A 19,681-nucleotide genomic window follows, 5' to 3' on the forward strand; every position below is an offset into this window, starting at 1 on the left:
GCGCCCACGACCGGTGATCGCCGGCTAGGCCGCCGTCGCCTCCGCCGTCACCCGCACCTTCGGGCGCAGGTCCTCGTACGTCTGCGTGTCGTACTCCCCCGCCGCCGGGGCGAGGACCGTCGCGGTGGAGAGGGCCACCGCTCGGGTCAGGCGGTCCGGCCAGGGGAGGTGTTCCACTAGGCCCGACAGCAGGCCGGCGACCGCCGAGTCGCCCGCGCCGGTGGGGTTGCCGTGGACGCGGGCGGGCGGTGTGGCACGCCAGCGGCCCTCGGGGGTCACGGCGAGCAGGCCGTCCGCGCCGAGTGAGGCGACCACCGCACGCGCCCCGCGCCGGCGGGCGTCCTGCGTCGCCCGCACCGGCTCGTGGGAGCCGGTCAGCTCCGCCAGCTCGTCCCCGTTGGGCTTGACGATGTCCGGCCGGGCGGCGACCCCGCGGCGCAGCGGCTCCCCGCTGGTGTCGAGCAGCACCGGAACGCCCGCCGCACGCGCCGTGCGGATCAGGCCCGCGTACGCGCCCACCGGCACGCCCGGCGGCAGGCTGCCGCACAGGGCCACGGCCGAGGCGGAGGCGATCAGCTCGCCGTAGCGGTCCTGGAAGGCGGCCCACTCGGTGGGCGCGATGACCGGTCCCGGCTCGTTCAGCTGGGTGGTGTCGCCGCTCAGCTCGTCGACGACGGCGATCGTGCGGCGGGTGGCGCCCGCGATGGGCACCAGCGCGTCCACGACGCCGGGCGTGTCCGTCAGCAGGTCCCGCACGACGTGGCCGGTGGCGCCGCCGGCGAAGCCCGTGACCACGGCCTCGTGGCCGAGGGCGGCCAGGACCCGGGCCACGTTGACGCCCTTCCCGCCGGGCCGTTCGATGACCTCCGAGACGCGGTGGGAGGTGTGCGGCCGCAGGGAGCGGACGCGGTAGGTGATGTCGAGAGCGGTGTTCAGCGTGACCGTGAGGATCACCTGGGCCGACCTCCCCCGAATGCGCGTGTGACGTGGACTTCCGGAGGGTCGATCATGCCAAAGAGACGGCGGTCGGCCCAGCCCTGGGACCGGCCACCGTCCCCGGACGAGCGGACGGATCAGGCCAGTTGGGGGCCAACCACCCATTCGCCCCGGCGCATCACACCCTTCAGGTCGAAGTTCTCGTCCAGCAGCACCAGGTCGGCGTCCTTGCCGGGCTCCAGCGAGCCGATGCGGTCGTCGAGGCCGAGCAGCCGGGCCGGGTTGGCCGACAAGGCCCGCACCACGTCCTGGACCGGCAGCCGGTCCACGGTCACCGCCCGCTTGAACGCACGGTCCAGGGTGAGCGTGGAGCCCGCGATGGAGCCGCCCTCCACGAGCCGGGCCACGCCGTCGGCGACCTCCACCTCCAGCGGGCCGAGCATGTAGCGGCCGTCGCCGAAGCCGGCCGCGTCCATCGCGTCCGTGATGAACGCGACCCGGTCCGCGCCCGCGTGATGGAACGCCAGCTGGAGCGCGGCCGGGTGCAGGTGCACACCGTCGTCGATCAGCTCGACCGTGATCCGCTCGTCCTCCAGCAGCGCCGTGATCGGGCCGGGGGCGCGGTGGCCGATCGGCGGCATCGCGTTGAACAGGTGGGTGGCGACGGTGGCGCCCGCGTCGATCGCCTCGACGGTCTGCTCGTAGGTGGCGTCCGTGTGGCCGATCGCCGCGATCACGCCGTGGTCGGCGAGCAGCCGTACGGAGTCGGTCCCGCCGGGCAGTTCGGTGGCGAGGGTGACCATCTTCGCGTGCCCGCGCGCCGCGTCGATCAGCTTGCGCACCTCGGCCGGCTCCGGGTCGCGCAGCAGCTCCTCGGAGTGCGCGCCCTTGCGGCACGGCGAGATGAACGGCCCCTCGAAGTGGATGCCGGCGATGTCGCCCTGCTCGGCCAGCTCGCTCAGCAGCCCCGCGCGCCGGGTCAGGAAGTCCATGTCGCCGGTGACGGTGGAGGCGACGAGGGTGGTGGTGCCGTGCAGGCGGTGGGTGTGGATGCCCTTGAGGACGTCCTCGACGGTGCCGGAGGTGAAGGAGGCTCCGCCGCCGCCGTGGTTGTGCAGGTCGACGAAACCGGGGACCAGCCAGTGGTTGCTCACGTCGACGACCTGGGCGTTCTCCGGTGCCGTATCGGCGATGCGGGTGCCGTCGATCACCACCTGGCCGTTCTGGACGGTTCCTGTGGGCAGGACGACCGTCGCGCCGGTGAGCACCAGGGGGGTGCCGGCCGTTGCGGGGTGCGGCGTCGTCTTGGCTGGTCGCGCCCGCGCGGCGGTAGCTGCATGTTCAACAGGGCCCCGCGCCCCTGGGTGGGTTGCCATTACGGCGTTTCCTCCTTGCCGTTCGTGGTGTCGAGGAGGTCCCAGGCCAGGAGGCCTGCGCCCAGGCATCCGGCCGTGTCGCCCAGGGCGGCCGGGACGATCTCCGGCAGTTTCTGGAAGGTGACCCGCTGCCGGACGGCGTCCCGCAGTGGTGTGAACAAGGTTTCCCCCGCCTCGGCCAGCCCGCCACCGATGATCAGGGTGCGCGGGTCCAGCAGGGTGAGCGCGGTGACCAGGCCGTCGGCGAGGGCGTCCACCGCCTCCTGCCAGACCCGGACCGCGTTCGGGTCGCCGGACGCGACGGCCTTGGCGCAGTCCGCGGCGTCCGCGTCCGGGTCCCCGCAGGCCGCCGCCCATGCCTGGCTCACCGCCGACGCCGACGCGAACCGCTCCAGGCAGCCGCGCTGCCCGCACGGGCAGGGGGTGGCCCCGGGGCGTACGACGATGTGCCCGATCTCGCCGGCGAAGCCGTGGGCCCCGGCCTCCACCCGGCCGTCGATGCCGATCGCGCCGGCGATCCCGGTGCCCAGCGGCACGAACAGATACCGGTCGGCGCCCCGGCCCGCGCCCAGGCGGCCCTCGGCGAGCCCGCCGGCCCGCACGTCGTGCCCGAGGGCCACGGGGACGTCGAGCCGCTCGGCGAGCAGGTCGCGCAGCGGGACGTCGCGCCAGCCGAGGTTGGCGGCGTAGGCGGCGAGGCCGCGCTGCTCGTCGACGATGCCGGGGACGACGACGCCGGCCGCGGCGGCGGGTCCGCCGAGGTGCTGCTCGCCGTGGGCGCGCAGATCGGCGGCGAAGCCGAGGATGTTCTCGACGACCGCGTCCGGCCCGCGTTCGCGGCCGGTCGGCCGGCGTGCCTGGTGGAGCAGTTCGCCGCCCGGTCCGACCAGGGCGGCCTTCATCCCGGTGCCGCCCACGTCGAGGGCGATGACATGTCTCACGGGGGACAGTGTGGACCGGCGACCCATGAGAGGTCTAGTCCACTGCCATGGTGTAGACCTTAATCCGTTAATCGGAAAGTGGTACAGACGTCTTCTGGCGTCTTCGAGGGTTGGGGATCCGGGGCAGTGCAGCGGCGAAGGACGACGACGATCGCGGTGTTCTCCGCGCTGGGCATGGCGGCGGTCCTCACCGGCTGCGGCGTCACCGGCGGCTCGGACGAGGTGACCCTGCGGCTGGTCGCCGCCGACTACGGCGACAACGACACCAACAGCTCCCGGCACTACTGGGACGACCTCGTCAAGCAGTACGAGGCCCAGCACCCCGGCGTGAAGGTCGACGTCGGCGTGTACTCCTGGAAGGACGTCGACCGCAAGGTCAAGGAGATGGTCGACGCCGGCCAGGCGCCCGACATGGCGCAGATCGGCGCCTACGCCGACTACGCGGACCAGGACCTGCTCTACCGGGCCGACGACGTGCTCTCCATCCCCACCCAGGCCGACTTCGTCTCCCAGCTGGTGGCGGCCGGGCAGGTGCGCGGCGTGCAGTACGGGATGCCGTTCGCGGCCTCCACCCGGCTGCTCTTCTACAACAAGACCCTCTTCGCCAAGGCGCACATCACCCCGCCGAAGACGTGGGCCGAGCTGGCAGCCGACGCCGAGGCGCTCAAGGCGGACGGCGTGAAGTACCCCTACGCGCTGCCGCTGGGGCCGGAGGAGGCGCAGGCCGAGACGATGCAGTGGCTGCTCAGCGGAGGCGGCGGCTACACCGACACGGTCGGCACCTATGTCATCGACTCCGCGCAGAACGTCCAGACCTTCGACTGGCTGAAGAACGAACTGGTCGGCAAGGACCTCACCGGCCCCGTCGCGCCCGGAAAGCTGAACCGCGCCGACGCCTTCGCCGCCTTCGCCGACGGCGAGGTCGGCATGCTCAACGGGCACCCCTCGCTGATGCAGATGGCCGCGAAGAAGGGCGTGAAGTTCGGCATGGTCACCATGCCGGGCGTGAACGGGCCCAGCCGGTCCGTGATGGGCGTCGCCGACTGGATGACCGCCTTCAAGAAGAACGGTCACCGCGAGCAGATCCGGGACTTCCTCGACTTCGTCTACAGCGAGAAGAACGTGCTGGACTTCTCCCGCACGTACGACCTGCTGCCGGTCACCACCTCCGCGTCCGCCACGATGAGCGCGTCCGGACAGGACAAGGACCTCCAGCCGTTCCTCCAGCAGCTGCCGCTGAGCGAGCTGTACCCGGTCGGCAAGACGTCCTGGGCGTCGGTCAGCGCCGACCTCAAGAAGCGGATCGGGACGGCCGTCGACCCCACCGGCAGCGCCGCGTCCGTCCTCGGGCAGATCCAGTCGGCCGCGGTCACGGCGGACAGCGCGCAGCAGTAGCCCCGCCGCGCTGTCGGTGGGCGTGGGTACGGTGGGCGGTATGGAGCAGGAACAGCTGGGGGAGCGCGAACGGGCGGTCCTCGCGCTGGAGCGCCGGGGCTTTCCCGGGCCCGGCGCCAAGGAGCGTGCCATCCGTGAGGAGCTGGGCCTGGCCCCCGTCCGCTACTACCAGCTGCTCAACGCCCTGCTGGACGACACCCGGGCCCTCGCCCACGACCCGGTGACCGTGAACCGGCTCAGACGGATACGTGAGGCCCGCCGCGCCGAGCGGTGACGGCGGCGTCTCTCCAGGTTCGGCGGGGGCGAGTCGGGGATAGGTTCGCGGTATGGGCAGCCATGACACGCACGCGACGGATCTTCCCGAACCGGTGACCGCGCAGGGGCGCGAAGGACTGCAGGCCGTCCTCAACCGCCCCGGCAAGACGGTGATCGGCCTCGACTTCGACGGCACGCTCGCCCCGATCGTCGCCGACCCCGAGCAGGCCCGCGCCCACCCGGACGCCGTACCGGCCCTCACCCGCCTCGCCCCGAAGGTCGGCTCGATCGCGGTTGTCACCGGCCGCCCCGCCGAGGTCGCCGTACGCCACGGCGGCTTCGCGGGCGTGCCCGGCCTGGAGCACCTCGTCGTCCTCGGCCACTACGGCGCCGAACGCTGGGAGGCGGCCACGGGTGAGCTGACCGCGCCGCCGCCGCACCCCGGGGTGGCGGCCGTGCGCGCCGAGCTGCCGGGTCTGCTGGACTCGTCCGGCGCCTGGCGCGGCGCGTGGATCGAGGAGAAGGGCCGCGCGGTGGCCGTGCACACCCGCCGCGCGGAGGACCCGCAGGCGGCGTTCGAGGCGCTGCGCGAGCCGCTCACCGGCCTCGCCGCCCGGCACGGGCTGATCGTCGAGCCGGGCCGCCTGGTCCTGGAGCTGCGCCCGCCCGGCGTCGACAAGGGCGTCGCCCTGACCGAGTACGTCCGCGCGGTGGGCGCCGAGGCCGTGATCTACGCCGGCGACGACCTGGGCGACCTGCCCGCCTTCGCCGCCGTCGACGCCCTCCGCTCCGACGGCGTCCCCGGCCTGCTGGTGTGCAGCGGCAGCAACGAGGTCACGGAACTGTCCAAGCGCGCGGACGTGGTGGTCCCCGGCCCGGAGGGAGTCGTCCACCTGCTGACGACCCTGGCGGCCCGCCTGGGGACGTCCTGACCCGGGGCGCCACGGGCCCGGGGCCCGGCCGCGCCGTCGCCGACCGGCGCGGCTAGGCCCGCAGTGCCTCCAGTTGTTCCAGGAACCACTTCGCCGGGGGCAGTGCCGTTGCCGCTGCGGCCAGGCGCTTGGCGCGGTCGTTGCGTTCGCCCGCCGGCATGCTGAGGGCCTCGTGCAGTGCGGCGGCCGTGCCGATCACGTCGTACGGGTTGACGGCGACCGCGTCCTCGCCCAGTTCCTCGAACGCGCCCGCCTCCCGTGACAGCACCAGCGCGCACCCCTCGTCGGAGACGACCGGCACCTCCTTGGCGACCAGGTTCATCCCGTCCCGGATCGGGTTGACCAGGGCCACGTCCGCGAGCCGGTACGCCGCGAGGGACCGGGCGAAGTCGTCCTCCACGTGCAGCACGACCGGCGTCCAGCCGTCCGTCCCGTACGCCGCGTTGATCTCGTCCGCGACCCGCTGCACCTCGGCCGTGTAGTCCCGGTAGACCGCGAGGTCCTGCCGGGAGGGGTAGGCGAAGGCCACGTGCACGACCCGCTCCCGCCACTCGGGGTGGTCCTCCAGCAGCTGCCGGTAGGCCAGCAGGCCGCGCACGATGTTCTTGGACAGCTCGGTGCGGTCCACCCGCACGATCGTTTTGCGGCCCGCGCCGATCTGTTCCCGCAGCGCCGCCATCCGCTCGCCGACGTCCGCCCGGTGGGACCGCTCGCGCAGGAAGTCGGCGTCCGCGCCGAGCCCGTGCACCCCGATCCGGGTCTCCCCGAGCCCGCCCGCGAACTGCTCGCAGCACGCCGTGAAGGCGTCCGCCCAGCGCTGGGTGAGGAAGCCGAGCCGGTCCGCGCCGAGCATCCCGGTGAGCACCTGCCGGGCGATGTCGTCCGGCAGCATCCGGAAGTACTCCGGCGGCGCCCACGGGGTGTGCGAGAAGTGCCCGATCCGCAGGTCGGGGCGCAGCTCGCGGAGCATCCCGGGGACCAGCGTGAGGTGGTAGTCCTGCACGATCACCACCGCACCGTCCGCCGCCTCCTCGGCCAGCGCCTCGGCGAACGCCCGGTTGTACGCCTCGTACGAGGCCCACTGCCGCCGGAACTCCGCGTCGAAGACCGGTTCGAGCGGGGTCTGGTAGAGCATGTGGTGCACGAACCACAGCACCGAGTTGGCGATGCCGTTGTAGGCGTCGGCGTGCACGTCGGCCGGCACGTCCAGCATCCGCACGCCTCGCTCGCCGACCCCGCGCCGCACCGCCTCGCGGTCGCCGTCGGACAGCGCCGAGCACACCCACAGCGCACCCGCGTCGTCCCCGATGGCCGACAGCCCGGACACCAGTCCACCGCCGCCCCGCCTGGCGGTGAGCGAACCGTCGTCGCCCACCGAGTACGACACCGGGCCGCGGTTGGACGCGACCAGCACCCGAGCCTTCTGATCAGCACCGTGCGTGGAAGCCATACGCCTCAACCTAGCCCGCACCGGAAAAACTCAAACGTATGGCCGGATTCGGTGGCCGGTCGTATACGTGCCGTTCACGCCACGTCCTCCCGGGCGAACCGGAATCCGCGCTCCGGAATCATCGAATCGCTTGTGGAGATTCTGTGAACGGTACAAGATGCCCGCTACACCGAACGACGCGTACGCCAGGGGGGCGGATTTCTCATGATCGGTACACGTGTCCACAGACGCCTGCCGGGCGGCCGCGGAGCATCCGGCCTCGCCGCACTCGTCGCGGCCGCCGCGCTCGCTCTCACCGGCTGCCAGAGCGACGACACCGACGCCAAGGCGGCGGCCCCGCGGACGTCACCGGTGACGAGCGCCGCACCGAGCACGACGGCTCCCGAGCCCTCCCCGGCGAGCAGCAGCCCGACCCCGGCCGCCGAACCCACCGTCGTCACGATCGCCGACCACACCGGGACGTCGGTCGGCCGGGCCGTCGCCGCCGCCCGCGCGAGCGGCCTGCGCTACGCCGTCTACCTCCAGGGCACCGGCGCCTCCCTCGACGGCGGCGGCCGCACGGCCTCCTCCTGGGGCACGAGCGAGAAGGTCTGCGAGCAGATCGACGACCCCGACGACCGCAACGCCTCGTTCGACGTCGCCTTCGTCATCGCCCGCGACGGGCGCGACTGCGCCGGCCGGCTGCTGCACACCCCCGCACCGACGAGGACCACCGCGGCCGGCGGCGGCACGAGCGGGGGATCGAGCGGCGTCACCGGCGGCGGCAGCGGCACAAGCGGCTCCAGCTGGACCTGCGCGATCACCAGCCCCGCGGGCAACTGCTACGCCGACGGCCAGTTCTGCGCCACCCGCCACCACGGCCTGAGCACCTACGGCAAGGGCGGCGAGTACCTGACCTGCGAGCAGGACTCCGACGGCCGCTGGCGCTGGTCCGACGGCCACGCCGGCTGAGCGGACAAGCGCCTCACGCCACCTTGCGCGCCGCGTACTCCGCGATCTCCGTCATCGGCGGGCGCTCCTCCGTGTCCACGGAGTACGTGCGCGGCTCGAAACCGTCCTCGCCGCGCTCGAACTGGGTCAGGGACGGCCGGATCAGATGGCCGCGGGCCAGCCGGAGCTGGGCCGTGCGGTAGATCGCCGCGGCCATCCGGCCCAGCGCCTGGCCGTCCTGGTGGCGGTGGATGCGCACGCCGACGTCGACCTGGGCGAGGGCGTCCAGGCCCACCAGGTGCAGCGCGTCGACCAGCATGCCCAGCTCGACGCCGTAGCCGACGGGGAAGGGCAGCTGTTCCAGCAGGGTGCGGCGGGCCGCGTACTCGCCGCCCAGCGGCTGGACGAATCCGGCCAGCTGGGGCCAGTGCATGTTCAGCAGCGGCCGGGCCATGAGTTCCGTGACCCGGCCGCCCTGCCCGGCCGCGCCCGCCAGGGGACGGTCGTACATCGCCTTGACCAGGTGGACGTCGGGATCGGTCAGCAGCGGGCCGACGATGCCGGTGACGAAGTCGGAGGAGAACTCCTTCAGATCGGCGTCCACGAAAGCGACGATGTCCCCGGTGGTGACCAGCAGGGAGCGCCACAGCACCTCGCCCTTGCCCGGCACCGCCGGGATGCGCGGCAGGATCTCGTCGCGGTGGACGACCCGGGCGCCCGCCGCGGCGGCCACCTCGGCGGTGCGGTCGGTGGACCCGGAGTCGACGACGACCACCTCGTCGACCAGCGGGACCTGGTGCATGAGGTCGTGCCGGACGACGGCGACGATGTCGCCGACCGTCTCCTCCTCGTTCAGCGCGGGCAGCACCACGGACACCGTCTGGCCCGAGGCGCGCTTGGCGGCCAGGATCTGGTGCAGCGGCCGATCGGTCACGGACCAGGAGCGGGTGCTCAGCCAGCGCTCGACTTCTGCAAGCACGGTCCGCAGCTCCTCACTGTCGTGATCACACCCGGTGAACGTGTGATCCATCTCGCGGTTCGGACGACTATCTCAACTGTCCCGGCCGTCGGTTACAGTCTTGAACAACGCTGATGACCATCGCATGTCGGGGTCGCCCGCGTTCACAACCGAATACCGCTCATCCAGAGGGGCAGAGGGACACGGCCCGATGAAGCCCCGGCAACCCCCCTGATTCCGGACTCGTTCACGCGAGGCTCCCGGCCAGGGAAGGTGCCAATTCCGTCTCACGGCGAGATGCGTCGTGAGGAAGATGAGGAGAAAGGGCCTCGCCTCACATGGCTGCGCAGACAGTTGCCAACACCTCCACCGTCGACCTCGGTCCCGCCGCGGCTCTGAGCTGCCGCGAGTGCGGTCACCGTGTCCCGCTCGGACCGGTCTTCGCGTGCGAGGAGTGTTTCGGCCCGCTGGAGATCGCCTACGACTTCTCGTCCTACGACACCGAGGAGCTCCGCAAGCGTATCGAGGCGGGTCCCGCGAACATCTGGCGCTACGCCCCGCTGCTGCCCGTCCCCGCGGACGTGGCCGACAAGCCCAACATCAACCCGGGCTGGACCAAGCTCGTCAAGGCCGACCACCTCGCCGCCGAGCTCGGTGTCGACGCCGGCAAGCTCTTCGTCAAGGACGACTCGGGCAACCCCACCCACTCCTTCAAGGACCGCGTGGTCGCGCAGGCCCTGGAGGCGGCGCGCGCCTTCGGCTTCACCACCCTGTCCTGCTCCTCCACCGGCAACCTGGCCGGCGCGGTCGGCGCCGCCGCCGCCCGCGCCGGCTTCCGCTCCTGCGTGTTCATCCCGCACGACCTGGAGCAGGGCAAGGTCGTCATGGCCGCGATCTACGGCGGCGAGCTCGTCGGCATCGAGGGCAACTACGACGACGTGAACCGCTTCTGCTCCGAGCTGATCGGCGACCCGGCCGGCGAGGGCTGGGGCTTCGTCAACGTCAACCTGCGCCCCTACTACGCCGAGGGCTCCAAGACGCTGGCGTACGAGATCTGCGAGCAGCTCGGCTGGCAGCTGCCCGACCAGCTCGTCATCCCGATCGCCTCCGGCTCGCAGCTGACCAAGGTCGACAAGGGCCTGCAGGAGCTGATCAAGCTCGGCCTGGTCGAGGACAAGCCGTACAAGATCTTCGGCGCGCAGGCCGAGGGCTGCTCGCCGGTGTCCACCGCCTTCAAGGCCGGGCACGACGTGGTGCGCCCGCAGAAGCCGAACACCATCGCCAAGTCGCTGGCGATCGGCAACCCGGCCGACGGGCCGTACGTCCTGGACATCGCCCGCCGCACCGGCGGTGCGGTGGAGGACGTCACCGACGAGCAGGTCGTCGACGCGATCAAGCTGCTCGCCCGCACCGAGGGCATCTTCGCGGAGACGGCCGGTGGAGTGACGGTGGGTGTGACCCGCAAGCTGATCGAGAACGGTCTCCTCGACCCCACGAAGACCACGGTCGTCCTGAACACCGGTGACGGCCTGAAGACCCTGGACGCGGTGGCCGGCACGGGCCTGACCGCCACCATCCGCCCGACCCTGGACTCCTTCCGAGAGGCTGGCCTCGCATGAGCGTGACCGTTCGTATCCCGACCATCCTGCGCACCTACACCGGCGGCCAGGCCGAGGTTGCCGCCGAGGGGGCGACCCTCGCCGAGGTCATCGCCGACCTGGAGAAGAACCACACCGGCATCGCCGCCCGTGTCCTGGACGACCAGGGCAAGCTGCGCCGCTTCGTCAACGTGTACGTCAACGACGACGACGTGCGCTTCGAGCAGGGCCTTCAGACGGCCACCCCGGACGGCGCCGGCGTGTCGATCATCCCCGCGGTCGCCGGCGGCTGCTGACACACAGAGTTCATCTGATTGCCCCCTCCGTGAGAGAAACGGAGGGGGCAATTCCATGTGGTTGAGCGCGGTAGAGTTGGGGAACGCGCTCCGCAATCGACGGGGTGCGACCCCAGAAACCTGCTGCACGGGCGACAAGAAGTAGCCAAAGTACGCGGGTCTTTTGTCTTTTTTGCACCCTTTGTGGGGCCCGACTTACTCGGAATTCAGGGGAATTCTCGCGAGATTTCGGACCGGGCCCGTCCAGATTTCTCGTCCGATTGACCTGTTGCAGACGGCAGTTGGACAGATACATTCAGCCGCGGTCGACGCGTTCCGGCGCACGCCCCCACCCATCGGGGGGTGAGGTCTGACCCGGATCCGCGAAGTGTGGATCTGTGCAAGGGCCAGTAATAGGGGAGTTAGGCATGGCTCAGGGCACCGTCAAGTGGTTCAACGCGGAGAAGGGCTACGGCTTCATCGCGGTCGACGGTGGTGCGGACGTCTTCGTCCACTACAGCGCCATCCAGATGGACGGCTACCGCACCCTGGAAGAGGGCCAGCGGGTCGAGTTCGAGATCTCGCAGGGCCAGAAGGGTCCGCAGGCCGACATGGTTCGCGTCACCGCCTGAACGTTCTTTCACGCCGAAGGGCCCGCACCTCGCACAGGGTGCGGGCCCTTCCGCGTGTCCGGGCGCCCCACACCGGTGTTCGCGGGCGGCTGATCCACCGGCCCGGACCCCGCCGGGCGCTTGCACTCGACCATGCCGAGTGCTAATCATTGGCGTTAGCACTCTGAAGGTGAGAGTGACAACGTAAGGACCGGGTCGGTGAGGCCGGGGCCGGGCGGGGCAAGGAACCCCCGGTCGAGGCCGTCCGTCGCGGGCGCGGGCGCGGTCCGAAGGAATCACCCCCAGTCCTGGAGGGACCACTTCACATGGCCAAGATCATCGCGTTCGACGAGGAGGCGCGGCGCGGCCTCGAGCGCGGCATGAACCAGCTCGCGGACGCCGTGAAGGTGACGCTCGGCCCGAAGGGCCGCAACGTCGTCCTCGAGAAGAAGTGGGGCGCCCCCACGATCACCAACGATGGTGTCTCCATCGCCAAGGAGATCGAGCTCGAAGACCCGTACGAGAAGATCGGCGCCGAGCTGGTCAAGGAAGTCGCCAAGAAGACGGACGACGTTGCCGGTGACGGTACGACCACCGCGACCGTGCTCGCCCAGGCCCTGGTCAAGGAAGGCCTGCGCAACGTCGCCGCCGGTGCCAACCCGATGGCTCTGAAGCGCGGTATCGAGAAGGCCGTCGAGGCCGTCTCCGCCGCCCTGCTGGAGCAGGCGAAGGACGTCGAGACCAAGGAGCAGATCGCCTCCACCGCGTCCATCTCCGCCGCCGACACCCAGATCGGCGAGCTGATCGCCGAGGCCATGGACAAGGTCGGCAAGGAAGGCGTCATCACCGTCGAGGAGAGCAACACCTTCGGCCTGGAGCTTGAGCTCACCGAGGGCATGCGCTTCGACAAGGGCTACATCTCCGCCTACTTCGCGACCGACATGGAGCGCATGGAGGCGGTGCTGGAGGACCCGTACATCCTCATCGCCAACTCCAAGATCTCCTCGGTCAAGGACCTGCTCCCGCTGCTGGAGAAGGTCATGCAGTCGGGCAAGCCGCTGCTGATCATCGCCGAGGACGTCGAGGGCGAGGCCCTGTCGACCCTGGTCGTCAACAAGATCCGCGGCACCTTCAAGTCCGTCGCCGTCAAGGCCCCGGGCTTCGGCGACCGCCGCAAGGCCATGCTCGGCGACATCGCCATCCTCACGGGCGGCGAGGTCATCTCCGAGGAGGTCGGCCTCAAGCTGGAGAACGCGACCCTGGACCTCCTGGGCCGCGCCCGCAAGGTCGTCATCACCAAGGACGAGACCACCATCGTCGACGGTGCCGGCTCCTCGGACCAGGTCGCGGGCCGCGTGAACCAGATCCGCGCCGAGATCGAGAACAGCGACTCCGACTACGACCGCGAGAAGCTGCAGGAGCGCCTGGCGAAGCTCGCCGGCGGTGTCGCGGTCATCAAGGCCGGTGCCGCCACCGAGGTGGAGCTCAAGGAGCGCAAGCACCGCATCGAGGACGCCGTCCGCAACGCCAAGGCGGCCGTCGAGGAGGGCATCGTCGCCGGTGGTGGCGTGGCCCTGCTGCAGACCACCCACGTCTTCGAGAAGCTGGAGCTCGACGGCGACGAGGCGACCGGCGCGCAGGCCGTGAAGCTCGCGCTGGAGGCCCCGCTGAAGCAGATCGCCGTGAACGCCGGCCTTGAGGGCGGTGTCGTGGTGGAGAAGGTGCGCAACCTGACCCCGGGCCACGGCCTGAACGCCGCGACCGGCGAGTACGTCGACCTGGTCGCCGAGGGCATCATCGACCCGGCCAAGGTGACGCGCTCCGCGCTGCAGAACGCCGCGTCGATCGCCGCGCTGTTCCTCACCACCGAGGCCGTCATCGCCGACAAGCCGGAGAAGGCCGCTGCCCCGGCCGGCGGCGGCATGCCGGGCGGTGACATGGACTTCTGATCCTTCCGGATCACCTGTCCTTCAGGCCTTCACGAGGGCCTTTTGCGAGGGCGGCACTCCCTGTGTTCGACAGGGGGTGCCGCCCTTCGGCGTGTCCGGGCGGATGTCCCCGACCCCCGTGCGCCTCGGCGGGGTGGCCCGGATCACAGGGCGGGTCGGCGTCGATTCGGAATGGCTGCCGCCGGTTGGGGTTTACTTAAGAACCTGCACCAATGCGTGCGCACATACCGACCGGTTTCACCGTCAGGAGCCCATCCGTGACCGTCATCGACTCCGCCCCGGCCCGTGCGGCCGCCCTGCTCGCCCGTCCCGCCACGATCAACGGCCTGACCGTCCCGAACCGTATCGCCATGGCGCCCATGACCCGGATGTTCTCGCCGGGCGGCGTCCCCGGTGAGGACGTGGTGTCGTACTACGCCCGCCGCGCCGCCGCCGGTGTCGGGCTGATCGTCACCGAGGGTACGTACGTCGGGCACGAGTCCGCCGGGCAGAGCGACCGCGTCCCCCGGTTCCACGGCGAGGAGCAGCTGGCCGGGTGGGCGAAGGTCGCCGAGGCCGTGCACGCGGCCGGCGGCACCATCGTGCCGCAGCTGTGGCACATCGGCACGGTCCGCAACGAGGGTGAGCCGCCCTTCCCGCAGGCCCCGTCCATCGGCCCCTCCGGCCTGGTCACGGCCGGCGCCGAGCCCACGGGCAAGGCCATGACGCAGGCGGACGTGGACGACGTCGTCGCCGCCTTCGCCCAGGCCGCCGCCGACGCCGAGCGCATCGGCTTCGACGGCGTCGAGATCCACGGCGCCCACGGCTACCTCATCGACCAGTTCCTGTGGGCCGGCACCAACCGCCGCACCGACGCCTACGGCGGCGACCCGGTGGCCCGCGCCCGGTTCGCGGCGGAGATCGTCGCGGCGGTCCGCGAGAAGGTCTCGCCCGAGTTCCCGGTCATCTTCCGCTACTCGCAGTGGAAGCAGCAGGACTACACCGCCCGCCTCGCCGAGACCCCCGAGGAGCTGGAGGCCATCCTCACGCCGCTGGCCGCCGCGGGCGTCGACGCCTTCCACGCCTCCACGCGCCGCTACTGGCTGCCGGAGTTCGAGGGGTCCGACCTGAACCTGGCCGGCTGGACCAAGAAGCTGACCGGCAAGTCCGTGATCACCGTCGGCTCGGTCGGCCTGGACGGCGACTTCCTCCACGCCTTCCAGGGCGAGGGCTCGCCGGTGAAGAGCATCGACAACCTCCTGGACCGGCTTGAGGCGGACGAGTTCGACCTCGTCGCCGTCGGCCGCGCCCTGCTCCAGGACCCGGAGTGGGCGGCGAAGGTGCTGGCCGGCCGCTTCGACGAGCTGAAGCCGTACGACGCGGCGGCGCTGAAGACGCTGAGCTGAGCGACGCGCTCGCGCCCGGCGGCGGCCGGGGTGTCCGGACAGGGCACCCCGGCCGCCGTGCGACGGGGGCTCCCGTGACCGCTACGCCCGCTCCCGCGCCGCCGCGCCGCCGAGGCGCGGCAGGCCGCCGGGGAGCCCGGAGCGGCCGAACTGCCGGGCGCGAAGGCCGGAACGCCGCTGGGCCGGCTACATGTTGCCCATCGGTTCGATGTCCACCTTCACCGGCGTGCCCCACACCCGCAGCACCTCGTAGTCGGTGAACTCGTGCACCAGCCGGTACGCCATCGCCGGCCGCGGTCCGCGCCGCTGGGCGGCCAGATACAGCTCGGCCTCCTGCCGGTCGTGGCGCGGCGTGCCGCACAGCTGCCACTCCCGGCCGTTCCACGCCTCCGGCAGCCACCGCTGCTGCGGCTGCGGCCGGTCCCCGCGCACTCCGTACCGGGTCGGCACCCGCTCCGCCGGTTCCGCGGTCCGGGGCCGGCCGTAGCCGCCGGTGACCTCGGCACGCCGGGCCGCCCGCCGCCGTGTCTCGCACAGCAGGCACAGATCGGGGGCGCTCTCGTCGACGGGGCCCTGCGGGTGCTCGGCGCACCGCGTCGTGGGCGGCGCCGACGTCACGCTCTCCTCCAGCAGGTCCAGGGCGCGCTTCAGGTCCGTCTTGACCTCGTGCAGCCTGGCGTCCGGGGTGTCGGCGGTCAGCGCCTCGCCGTGCTCGCCGAGGAGCCGGAGGGCGCGACCCAGGGCGGTGAGCTGGGCGTGATTCATGGATGACCTGGAGGTTCCTGGGGGCCGGGGGCCCGGTCCGGTGGGCCGGGGGGGTGCTGCCTCCAGGGTAGGCGGCCCGCAGACCCCGGGGACGGGTGCGTTCGCCTGCGTAGATCCATTGTCCCGGCGAGCGGGCGCTCGCGTCACCCTTCTCCTGGATGATCTTTTCCGCCGTTTCGCCGCTTTACGGTAGGTGTCCACCGACAGCGACCACCCTGCCGACGAACGGAGTCGAGCGTGACCGGCACCTCCGCCCCCGCCCTCCCCGCCCTCGCTCGTGAGCTGGCCGACATGGCCGCCGCCGATCACCGGATGGCCGCCCAGGGGCACAGTGACGATCCGCGGCGCCAGCTGGCGTGGCGCCGGCTCACCGCGCGGCACGGGGACCGGCTGGCCCGGATCATGGAGGAGCACGGCTGGCCGACCGCCGACCGGGTCGGTGAGGAAGGGGCGCGGGCCGCTTGGCTGATCGCGCAGCACGCCGACCGGCAGCTGGAGGTCCAGCGGCGGGCGCTGGAGCTGCTGGAGCGGGCCGTGGCCGAGGGGCGTGCGCCGGTGCGCGATCTCGCCTTCCTGAAGGACCGGGTGCTCGTCAACGAGGGGCGTGAGCAGCTCTACGGCACGCAGATCGCGGGTGTCGCGGACGACGGCTCGCCGATTCCGTGGCCCTGCGCCGACGACCCCGAGCGGGTCGACGCGCTGCGTGCCGAGGCCGGCATCGAGCCGTTCGCGCAGTACGTCGCCCGGCACGCCGTCCAGAGCCGGTAGAGGGAACGGGGTGCCCCGCGGAACGTGTCCGCCGGGCACCCCGGGTGTGCTGTGCGCGAGGCCTGGGCCCCGGCTCAGACGTGGATGTCGACCACCTTCAGCTCGACCGGGTATCCGGAACCGCAGCTGAGCACGGCCGCCTTCTCCCGGCTGAGGGCGCGGAAGCCGGGGTCGCCCTTGTAGGGGCCGTGGGTGCTGCCGGGACCGGCGCACTTGGCCTGGACGTTCCAGTAGCCGTTGCCCTTCTTGCACCAGGCCTCGGCGATGTGGCTGTTGCCCGGCTTCAGGAACGCGGTGCAGCCGGACGGGCCGCCCGGGACGGCCTGGGCCGTGGCGGTGGTGCCGAGCACCACGCCCGCGGCCAGCAGCCCGGACGCCGACGCGGCGGTGATGAACTTCTTGAGTGTGCTGGTCATGCACTCTCCCCGTTTCGAACGGATCTTCCAGCCCGCGAAGTTAGTGCGGCCGGGGGGCGGACCACGTCATGCCCGGGGATGATCGGGACGGGTGTCCGATGGTGTATGGCGCGCGAGAGCGCCCGTCTGATCCCCCTCCCCACTTACGTTGCCGACCACCTAAATCCGCGCTACTTTTAGGTGGTCGGCAACATATTTGGGAGGATGCCGTGGAATCGCTCTTCACCCCCGTCACCGTGGGCCGTATGAAGCTCGACCACCGTCTGGCGATGGCGCCCATGACCCGCGACCGGGCGCTGCCCGACGGGACGCCCAGCGCGCTGATGCCGCTGTACTACGCGCAGCGCGCCTCGCTGGGGCTGCTGATCACCGAGGGCACCCAGCCCTCCGAGGACGGACAGGGCTATCTGCTCACCCCCGGCGTGCACACCGAGGCGCACGTGGCCGGATGGCGGGCCGTGGCCGACGCCGTGCACGAGCGGGGCGGCCACCTCTACATCCAGCTCATGCACGTGGGCCGGATGTCCCACCCCGACAACACCCCCCACCACCGGCAGCCCGTCGCCCCCTCGGCGATCGCGCCCGGGGAGCAGATGTTCACCGCCACCGGCATGCGGGACATCCCCGTGCCGCGCGCGCTGTCCACCGACGAGGTGCGCGCCACCGTCGACGACTTCCGGCGGGCCGCCGCGCTCGCCGTGGCCGCCGGCGCCGACGGCGTGGAGATCCACGGCGCCAACGGCTACCTCGTCCACCAGTTCTTCGCCGAGAACGCCAACCACCGCACCGACGAGTACGGCGGCTCCGTCGAGAACCGCGCCCGCTTCGGGGTGGAGGTGGCCGCCGCCGTGGCCGCCGAGATCGGCGCCGACCGGGTCGGCTTCCGGATCTCGCCCGGATCGCCCGCGGGCGGCCTGGACGAGGGGGACAGCGGCCCGCGGCTCTACCGCCGGCTCGTCGCCGAACTCGCCCGGCTCGGCCTCGCCTACCTGCACGTACTGCACCTCGGCGACGAGGAGCTGCTGCGCGAGGTGCGGGCGGCCTGGCCCACCGCGCTGCTCGTCAACCGCCCCGGGCAGCCGCGCGAGGCGCTCGCCGCCGACGTCGACGCCGGCCTCGCGGACGTCGTCGCCGTCGGCGCGCGAGCGCTGGCCAACCCGGACCTGGTGGAGCGGCTGCGCACCGGCGCCCCGCTCAACGAGCCCGACCCGGCCACCTACTACGGCGGTGACGCCCGCGGCTACACCGACTACCCGGCGCTGGGGTGAGCCCCGGGCACGGATAATCGCCGTATGACGGACACGGCATCCACCGCACGCGCGACGGAGCCCCTCGGGGCGGTGGCGGAGAGGTTCCCGCTGAGCTTCTCCGTGTTCGCCCTGGCCCGCCGGCACCGGGCGCTCGCCGCCGAGCTGCTGCGCGGCCTGGGCCTCTACCTCGGCCAGGAGGTGATGCTGATGCAGCTGTGGGAGCAGGACGGGCAGTCGCAGAACAGCCTCGGCCGGACCCTGGGCCTGGACCACTCCACCGTCGCCAAGTCGGTGCGCCGGCTGGAGGAGGCGGGACTGGTCACCCGGACCCGCTCCGAGCGGGACCGCCGCTCCACCGTCGTGTCCCTCACCGACGCCGGGCGGGCCCTGGAGGCCGCGGTCCACGAGGTCTGGCAGCGCCTTGAGGAGGTCACCGCCGAGGGCCTGTCGGCCCGGGACCGGGAGCGGTTCGTGGCGCTCGCCCGCCGTATCGAGGCCAACCTCGACGCGACGGGCGTGCCCGACACCTGCTGACCGGACGGGGGTCAGCCGCGCGCCGCCGCCAGCGCCGCGCGCAGATGGCCGCCGGAGTCGGCCAGCAGCCGGGCCGCCGTCGGGCCGTCCACCTCGGCGAGCAGGGCCAGGATCGCGTTCTTCACCTCGCCGTCGGTGGCCGCGAGCGCCGCCTCGATCTCCTCCTCACCCGCCCCGGTGGCCAGCGCGACGATCCGGCGGGAGCGGGCGCGCAGCTTGGCGTTGGAGGCGCGCACGTCGACCATCAGGTTCCCGTAGGTCTTGCCGAGGCGAATCATCGTGATCGTCGAGAGCATGTTCAGCACGAGCTTCTGGGCCGTGCCGGACTTCAGCCGGGTCGAACCGGTGATCAGTTCCGGCCCCGCGACGATCTCGATGCCGTGCTCGGCGGCGGCCGCCAGCGCGCTGCCCGCGTTGCAGGCGAGGCCGACGGTCAGCGCGCCGAGCGAGCGGGCGTGCTCGACCGCGCCGACGGCGTACGGGGTGCGGCCGGAGGCGGAGACGCCGACCACGCTGTCGTCCGGCGTCAGCCCCAGCGCGTCCAGGTCGGCCCGGGCCAGCTCCTTGGAGTCCTCGGCGCCCTCGACGGAGGTGACCATGGCCTGCGGTCCGCCGGCGATCAGGCCGACGACCTGGCCGGGCTCGGTGTTGAAGGTGGGCGGGCACTCGGAGGCGTCCAGCACGCCGAGCCGGCCGGCGGTACCGGCGCCGGCGTAGACGAGCCGGCCGCCGCGCGCCATCCGCTCGGCGACGGCGTCGATGGCGGCGGCGATCTGGGGCAGCCGCTGCGCGACCGCACCGGGAACGCGGGCGTCCTCCGCGTTCATCAGCCGAGCGATCTCCAGGGTGGGCAACCGATCGATCTCGGCAAGCTCGGGCCGGAAGGCTTCGGTGGTGAGGGTGTCGAGTTCGGCGCGGAGGCCGGGGGTGTGGGGGCTGGAGGCCATGGCGGAGCGG

General features: G+C 72.1%; 20 protein-coding genes and 1 riboswitch. Of the genes, 12 read left to right on the forward strand and 8 right to left on the reverse strand.

Going from position 1 to position 19,681, the window contains the following annotated elements; translation table 11 throughout:
- Positions 1–24: 24 nt before the first annotated feature.
- The 3 genes from C3489_RS22755 to C3489_RS22765 all read right to left on the reverse strand — a co-directional run bounded on the left by C3489_RS22755 (position 25) and on the right by C3489_RS22765 (position 3,280).
- Positions 25–954 carry a 1-phosphofructokinase family hexose kinase gene (locus C3489_RS22755; RefSeq protein WP_103783889.1) on the reverse strand — a complete coding sequence of 310 codons (930 nt, stop codon included), beginning with the start codon at positions 952–954 and terminating at the stop codon, positions 25–27.
- Between the two features lie 119 nt (positions 955–1,073).
- A complete protein-coding gene (gene nagA / locus C3489_RS22760) occupies positions 1,074–2,312 on the reverse strand; it encodes an N-acetylglucosamine-6-phosphate deacetylase (protein WP_103783890.1) in 1,239 nt (412 codons plus the stop codon).
- Complete coding sequence (locus C3489_RS22765) at positions 2,312–3,280, reverse strand: ROK family protein (RefSeq protein ID WP_103783891.1); 969 nt, start codon at positions 3,278–3,280, stop codon at positions 2,312–2,314. The genes nagA and C3489_RS22765 overlap by 1 nt, the downstream gene beginning before the upstream one ends.
- Before the next feature lie 147 nt (positions 3,281–3,427).
- Here C3489_RS22765 and C3489_RS22770 point away from each other — a divergent pair, with 147 nt between their 5' ends.
- The 3 genes from C3489_RS22770 to otsB are packed head-to-tail and all read left to right on the forward strand — an operon-like array spanning position 3,428 to position 5,835.
- Positions 3,428–4,648, forward strand: a complete 1,221-nt coding sequence (locus C3489_RS22770) for an ABC transporter substrate-binding protein (RefSeq protein WP_181139800.1) — start codon at positions 3,428–3,430, stop codon at positions 4,646–4,648.
- 40 nt (positions 4,649–4,688) lie between these two features.
- A complete protein-coding gene (locus C3489_RS22775) occupies positions 4,689–4,922 on the forward strand; it encodes a DUF3263 domain-containing protein (protein ID WP_103783893.1) in 234 nt (77 codons plus the stop codon).
- 52 nt (positions 4,923–4,974) lie between these two features.
- Positions 4,975–5,835 (forward strand): trehalose-phosphatase, encoded by an 861-nt coding sequence (gene otsB, locus C3489_RS22780; protein ID WP_103783894.1) that lies wholly within the window; start codon positions 4,975–4,977, stop codon positions 5,833–5,835.
- 52 nt (positions 5,836–5,887) lie between these two features.
- Here the strand turns inward: otsB and C3489_RS22785 are convergent, their stop codons facing one another.
- Complete coding sequence (locus C3489_RS22785) at positions 5,888–7,285, reverse strand: trehalose-6-phosphate synthase (RefSeq protein ID WP_103783895.1); 1,398 nt, start codon at positions 7,283–7,285, stop codon at positions 5,888–5,890.
- A 204-nt stretch (positions 7,286–7,489) separates the two neighbouring features.
- On the opposite strand from C3489_RS22785, the gene C3489_RS22790 reads away from it, so the two are divergent.
- Positions 7,490–8,236, forward strand: a complete 747-nt coding sequence (locus C3489_RS22790) for a hypothetical protein (protein ID WP_103783896.1) — start codon at positions 7,490–7,492, stop codon at positions 8,234–8,236.
- Positions 8,237–8,249: 13 nt separating this feature from the next.
- On the opposite strand, the gene C3489_RS22795 is transcribed toward C3489_RS22790, so the two are convergent.
- Positions 8,250–9,194 carry a glucosyl-3-phosphoglycerate synthase gene (locus C3489_RS22795; protein ID WP_103783927.1) on the reverse strand — a complete coding sequence of 315 codons (945 nt, stop codon included), beginning with the start codon at positions 9,192–9,194 and terminating at the stop codon, positions 8,250–8,252.
- A gap of 157 nt (positions 9,195–9,351) precedes the next feature.
- A riboswitch (SAM riboswitch) is annotated at positions 9,352–9,493 on the forward strand.
- 18 nt (positions 9,494–9,511) lie between these two features.
- Here C3489_RS22795 and thrC point away from each other — a divergent pair.
- The 5 genes from thrC to C3489_RS22820 all read left to right on the forward strand — a co-directional run bounded on the left by thrC (position 9,512) and on the right by C3489_RS22820 (position 14,991).
- Positions 9,512–10,792, forward strand: a complete 1,281-nt coding sequence (gene thrC, locus C3489_RS22800) for a threonine synthase (RefSeq protein WP_103783897.1) — start codon at positions 9,512–9,514, stop codon at positions 10,790–10,792.
- Positions 10,789–11,067, forward strand: coding sequence for a MoaD/ThiS family protein (locus C3489_RS22805; protein ID WP_103783898.1), 279 nt, complete (start codon positions 10,789–10,791; stop codon positions 11,065–11,067). The genes thrC and C3489_RS22805 overlap by 4 nt, the downstream gene beginning before the upstream one ends.
- A gap of 407 nt (positions 11,068–11,474) precedes the next feature.
- Entirely contained in the window at positions 11,475–11,678 is a 204-nt protein-coding gene (locus C3489_RS22810) for a cold-shock protein (RefSeq protein WP_004986573.1), read from the forward strand.
- 305 nt (positions 11,679–11,983) lie between these two features.
- Positions 11,984–13,606, forward strand: coding sequence for a chaperonin GroEL (gene groL / locus C3489_RS22815; RefSeq protein WP_103783899.1), 1,623 nt, complete (start codon positions 11,984–11,986; stop codon positions 13,604–13,606).
- A gap of 212 nt (positions 13,607–13,818) precedes the next feature.
- Complete coding sequence (locus C3489_RS22820) at positions 13,819–14,991, forward strand: NADH:flavin oxidoreductase (protein ID WP_181139795.1); 1,173 nt, start codon at positions 13,819–13,821, stop codon at positions 14,989–14,991.
- A gap of 186 nt (positions 14,992–15,177) precedes the next feature.
- On the opposite strand, the gene C3489_RS22825 is transcribed toward C3489_RS22820, so the two are convergent.
- Positions 15,178–15,756 (reverse strand): hypothetical protein, encoded by a 579-nt coding sequence (locus tag C3489_RS22825; RefSeq protein ID WP_103783901.1) that lies wholly within the window; start codon positions 15,754–15,756, stop codon positions 15,178–15,180.
- 237 nt (positions 15,757–15,993) lie between these two features.
- Here C3489_RS22825 and C3489_RS22830 point away from each other — a divergent pair, with 237 nt between their 5' ends.
- Positions 15,994–16,524, forward strand: a complete 531-nt coding sequence (locus C3489_RS22830; RefSeq protein WP_308460819.1) for a DUF6624 domain-containing protein — start codon at positions 15,994–15,996, stop codon at positions 16,522–16,524.
- A gap of 74 nt (positions 16,525–16,598) precedes the next feature.
- On the opposite strand, the gene C3489_RS22835 is transcribed toward C3489_RS22830, so the two are convergent.
- On the reverse strand, positions 16,599–16,940 hold the full coding sequence (locus C3489_RS22835; protein WP_103783902.1) for a hypothetical protein: 342 nt from the start codon (positions 16,938–16,940) through the stop codon (positions 16,599–16,601).
- Between the two features lie 209 nt (positions 16,941–17,149).
- On the opposite strand from C3489_RS22835, the gene C3489_RS22840 reads away from it, so the two are divergent.
- Both C3489_RS22840 and C3489_RS22845 read left to right on the forward strand, forming a co-directional pair.
- Complete coding sequence (locus tag C3489_RS22840) at positions 17,150–18,208, forward strand: alkene reductase (protein ID WP_103783903.1); 1,059 nt, start codon at positions 17,150–17,152, stop codon at positions 18,206–18,208.
- 24 nt (positions 18,209–18,232) lie between these two features.
- On the forward strand, positions 18,233–18,724 hold the full coding sequence (locus C3489_RS22845) for a MarR family winged helix-turn-helix transcriptional regulator (protein WP_103783904.1): 492 nt from the start codon (positions 18,233–18,235) through the stop codon (positions 18,722–18,724).
- Positions 18,725–18,735: 11 nt separating this feature from the next.
- Here C3489_RS22845 and murQ read toward each other — a convergent pair whose 3' ends face one another.
- On the reverse strand, positions 18,736–19,671 hold the full coding sequence (gene murQ, locus C3489_RS22850; protein ID WP_103783905.1) for an N-acetylmuramic acid 6-phosphate etherase: 936 nt from the start codon (positions 19,669–19,671) through the stop codon (positions 18,736–18,738).
- Positions 19,672–19,681: the final 10 nt, after the last annotated feature.

The organism is Streptomyces sp. Ru71 (assembly GCF_002920535.1).
GTDB lineage: Bacteria > Actinomycetota > Actinomycetes > Streptomycetales > Streptomycetaceae > Streptomyces.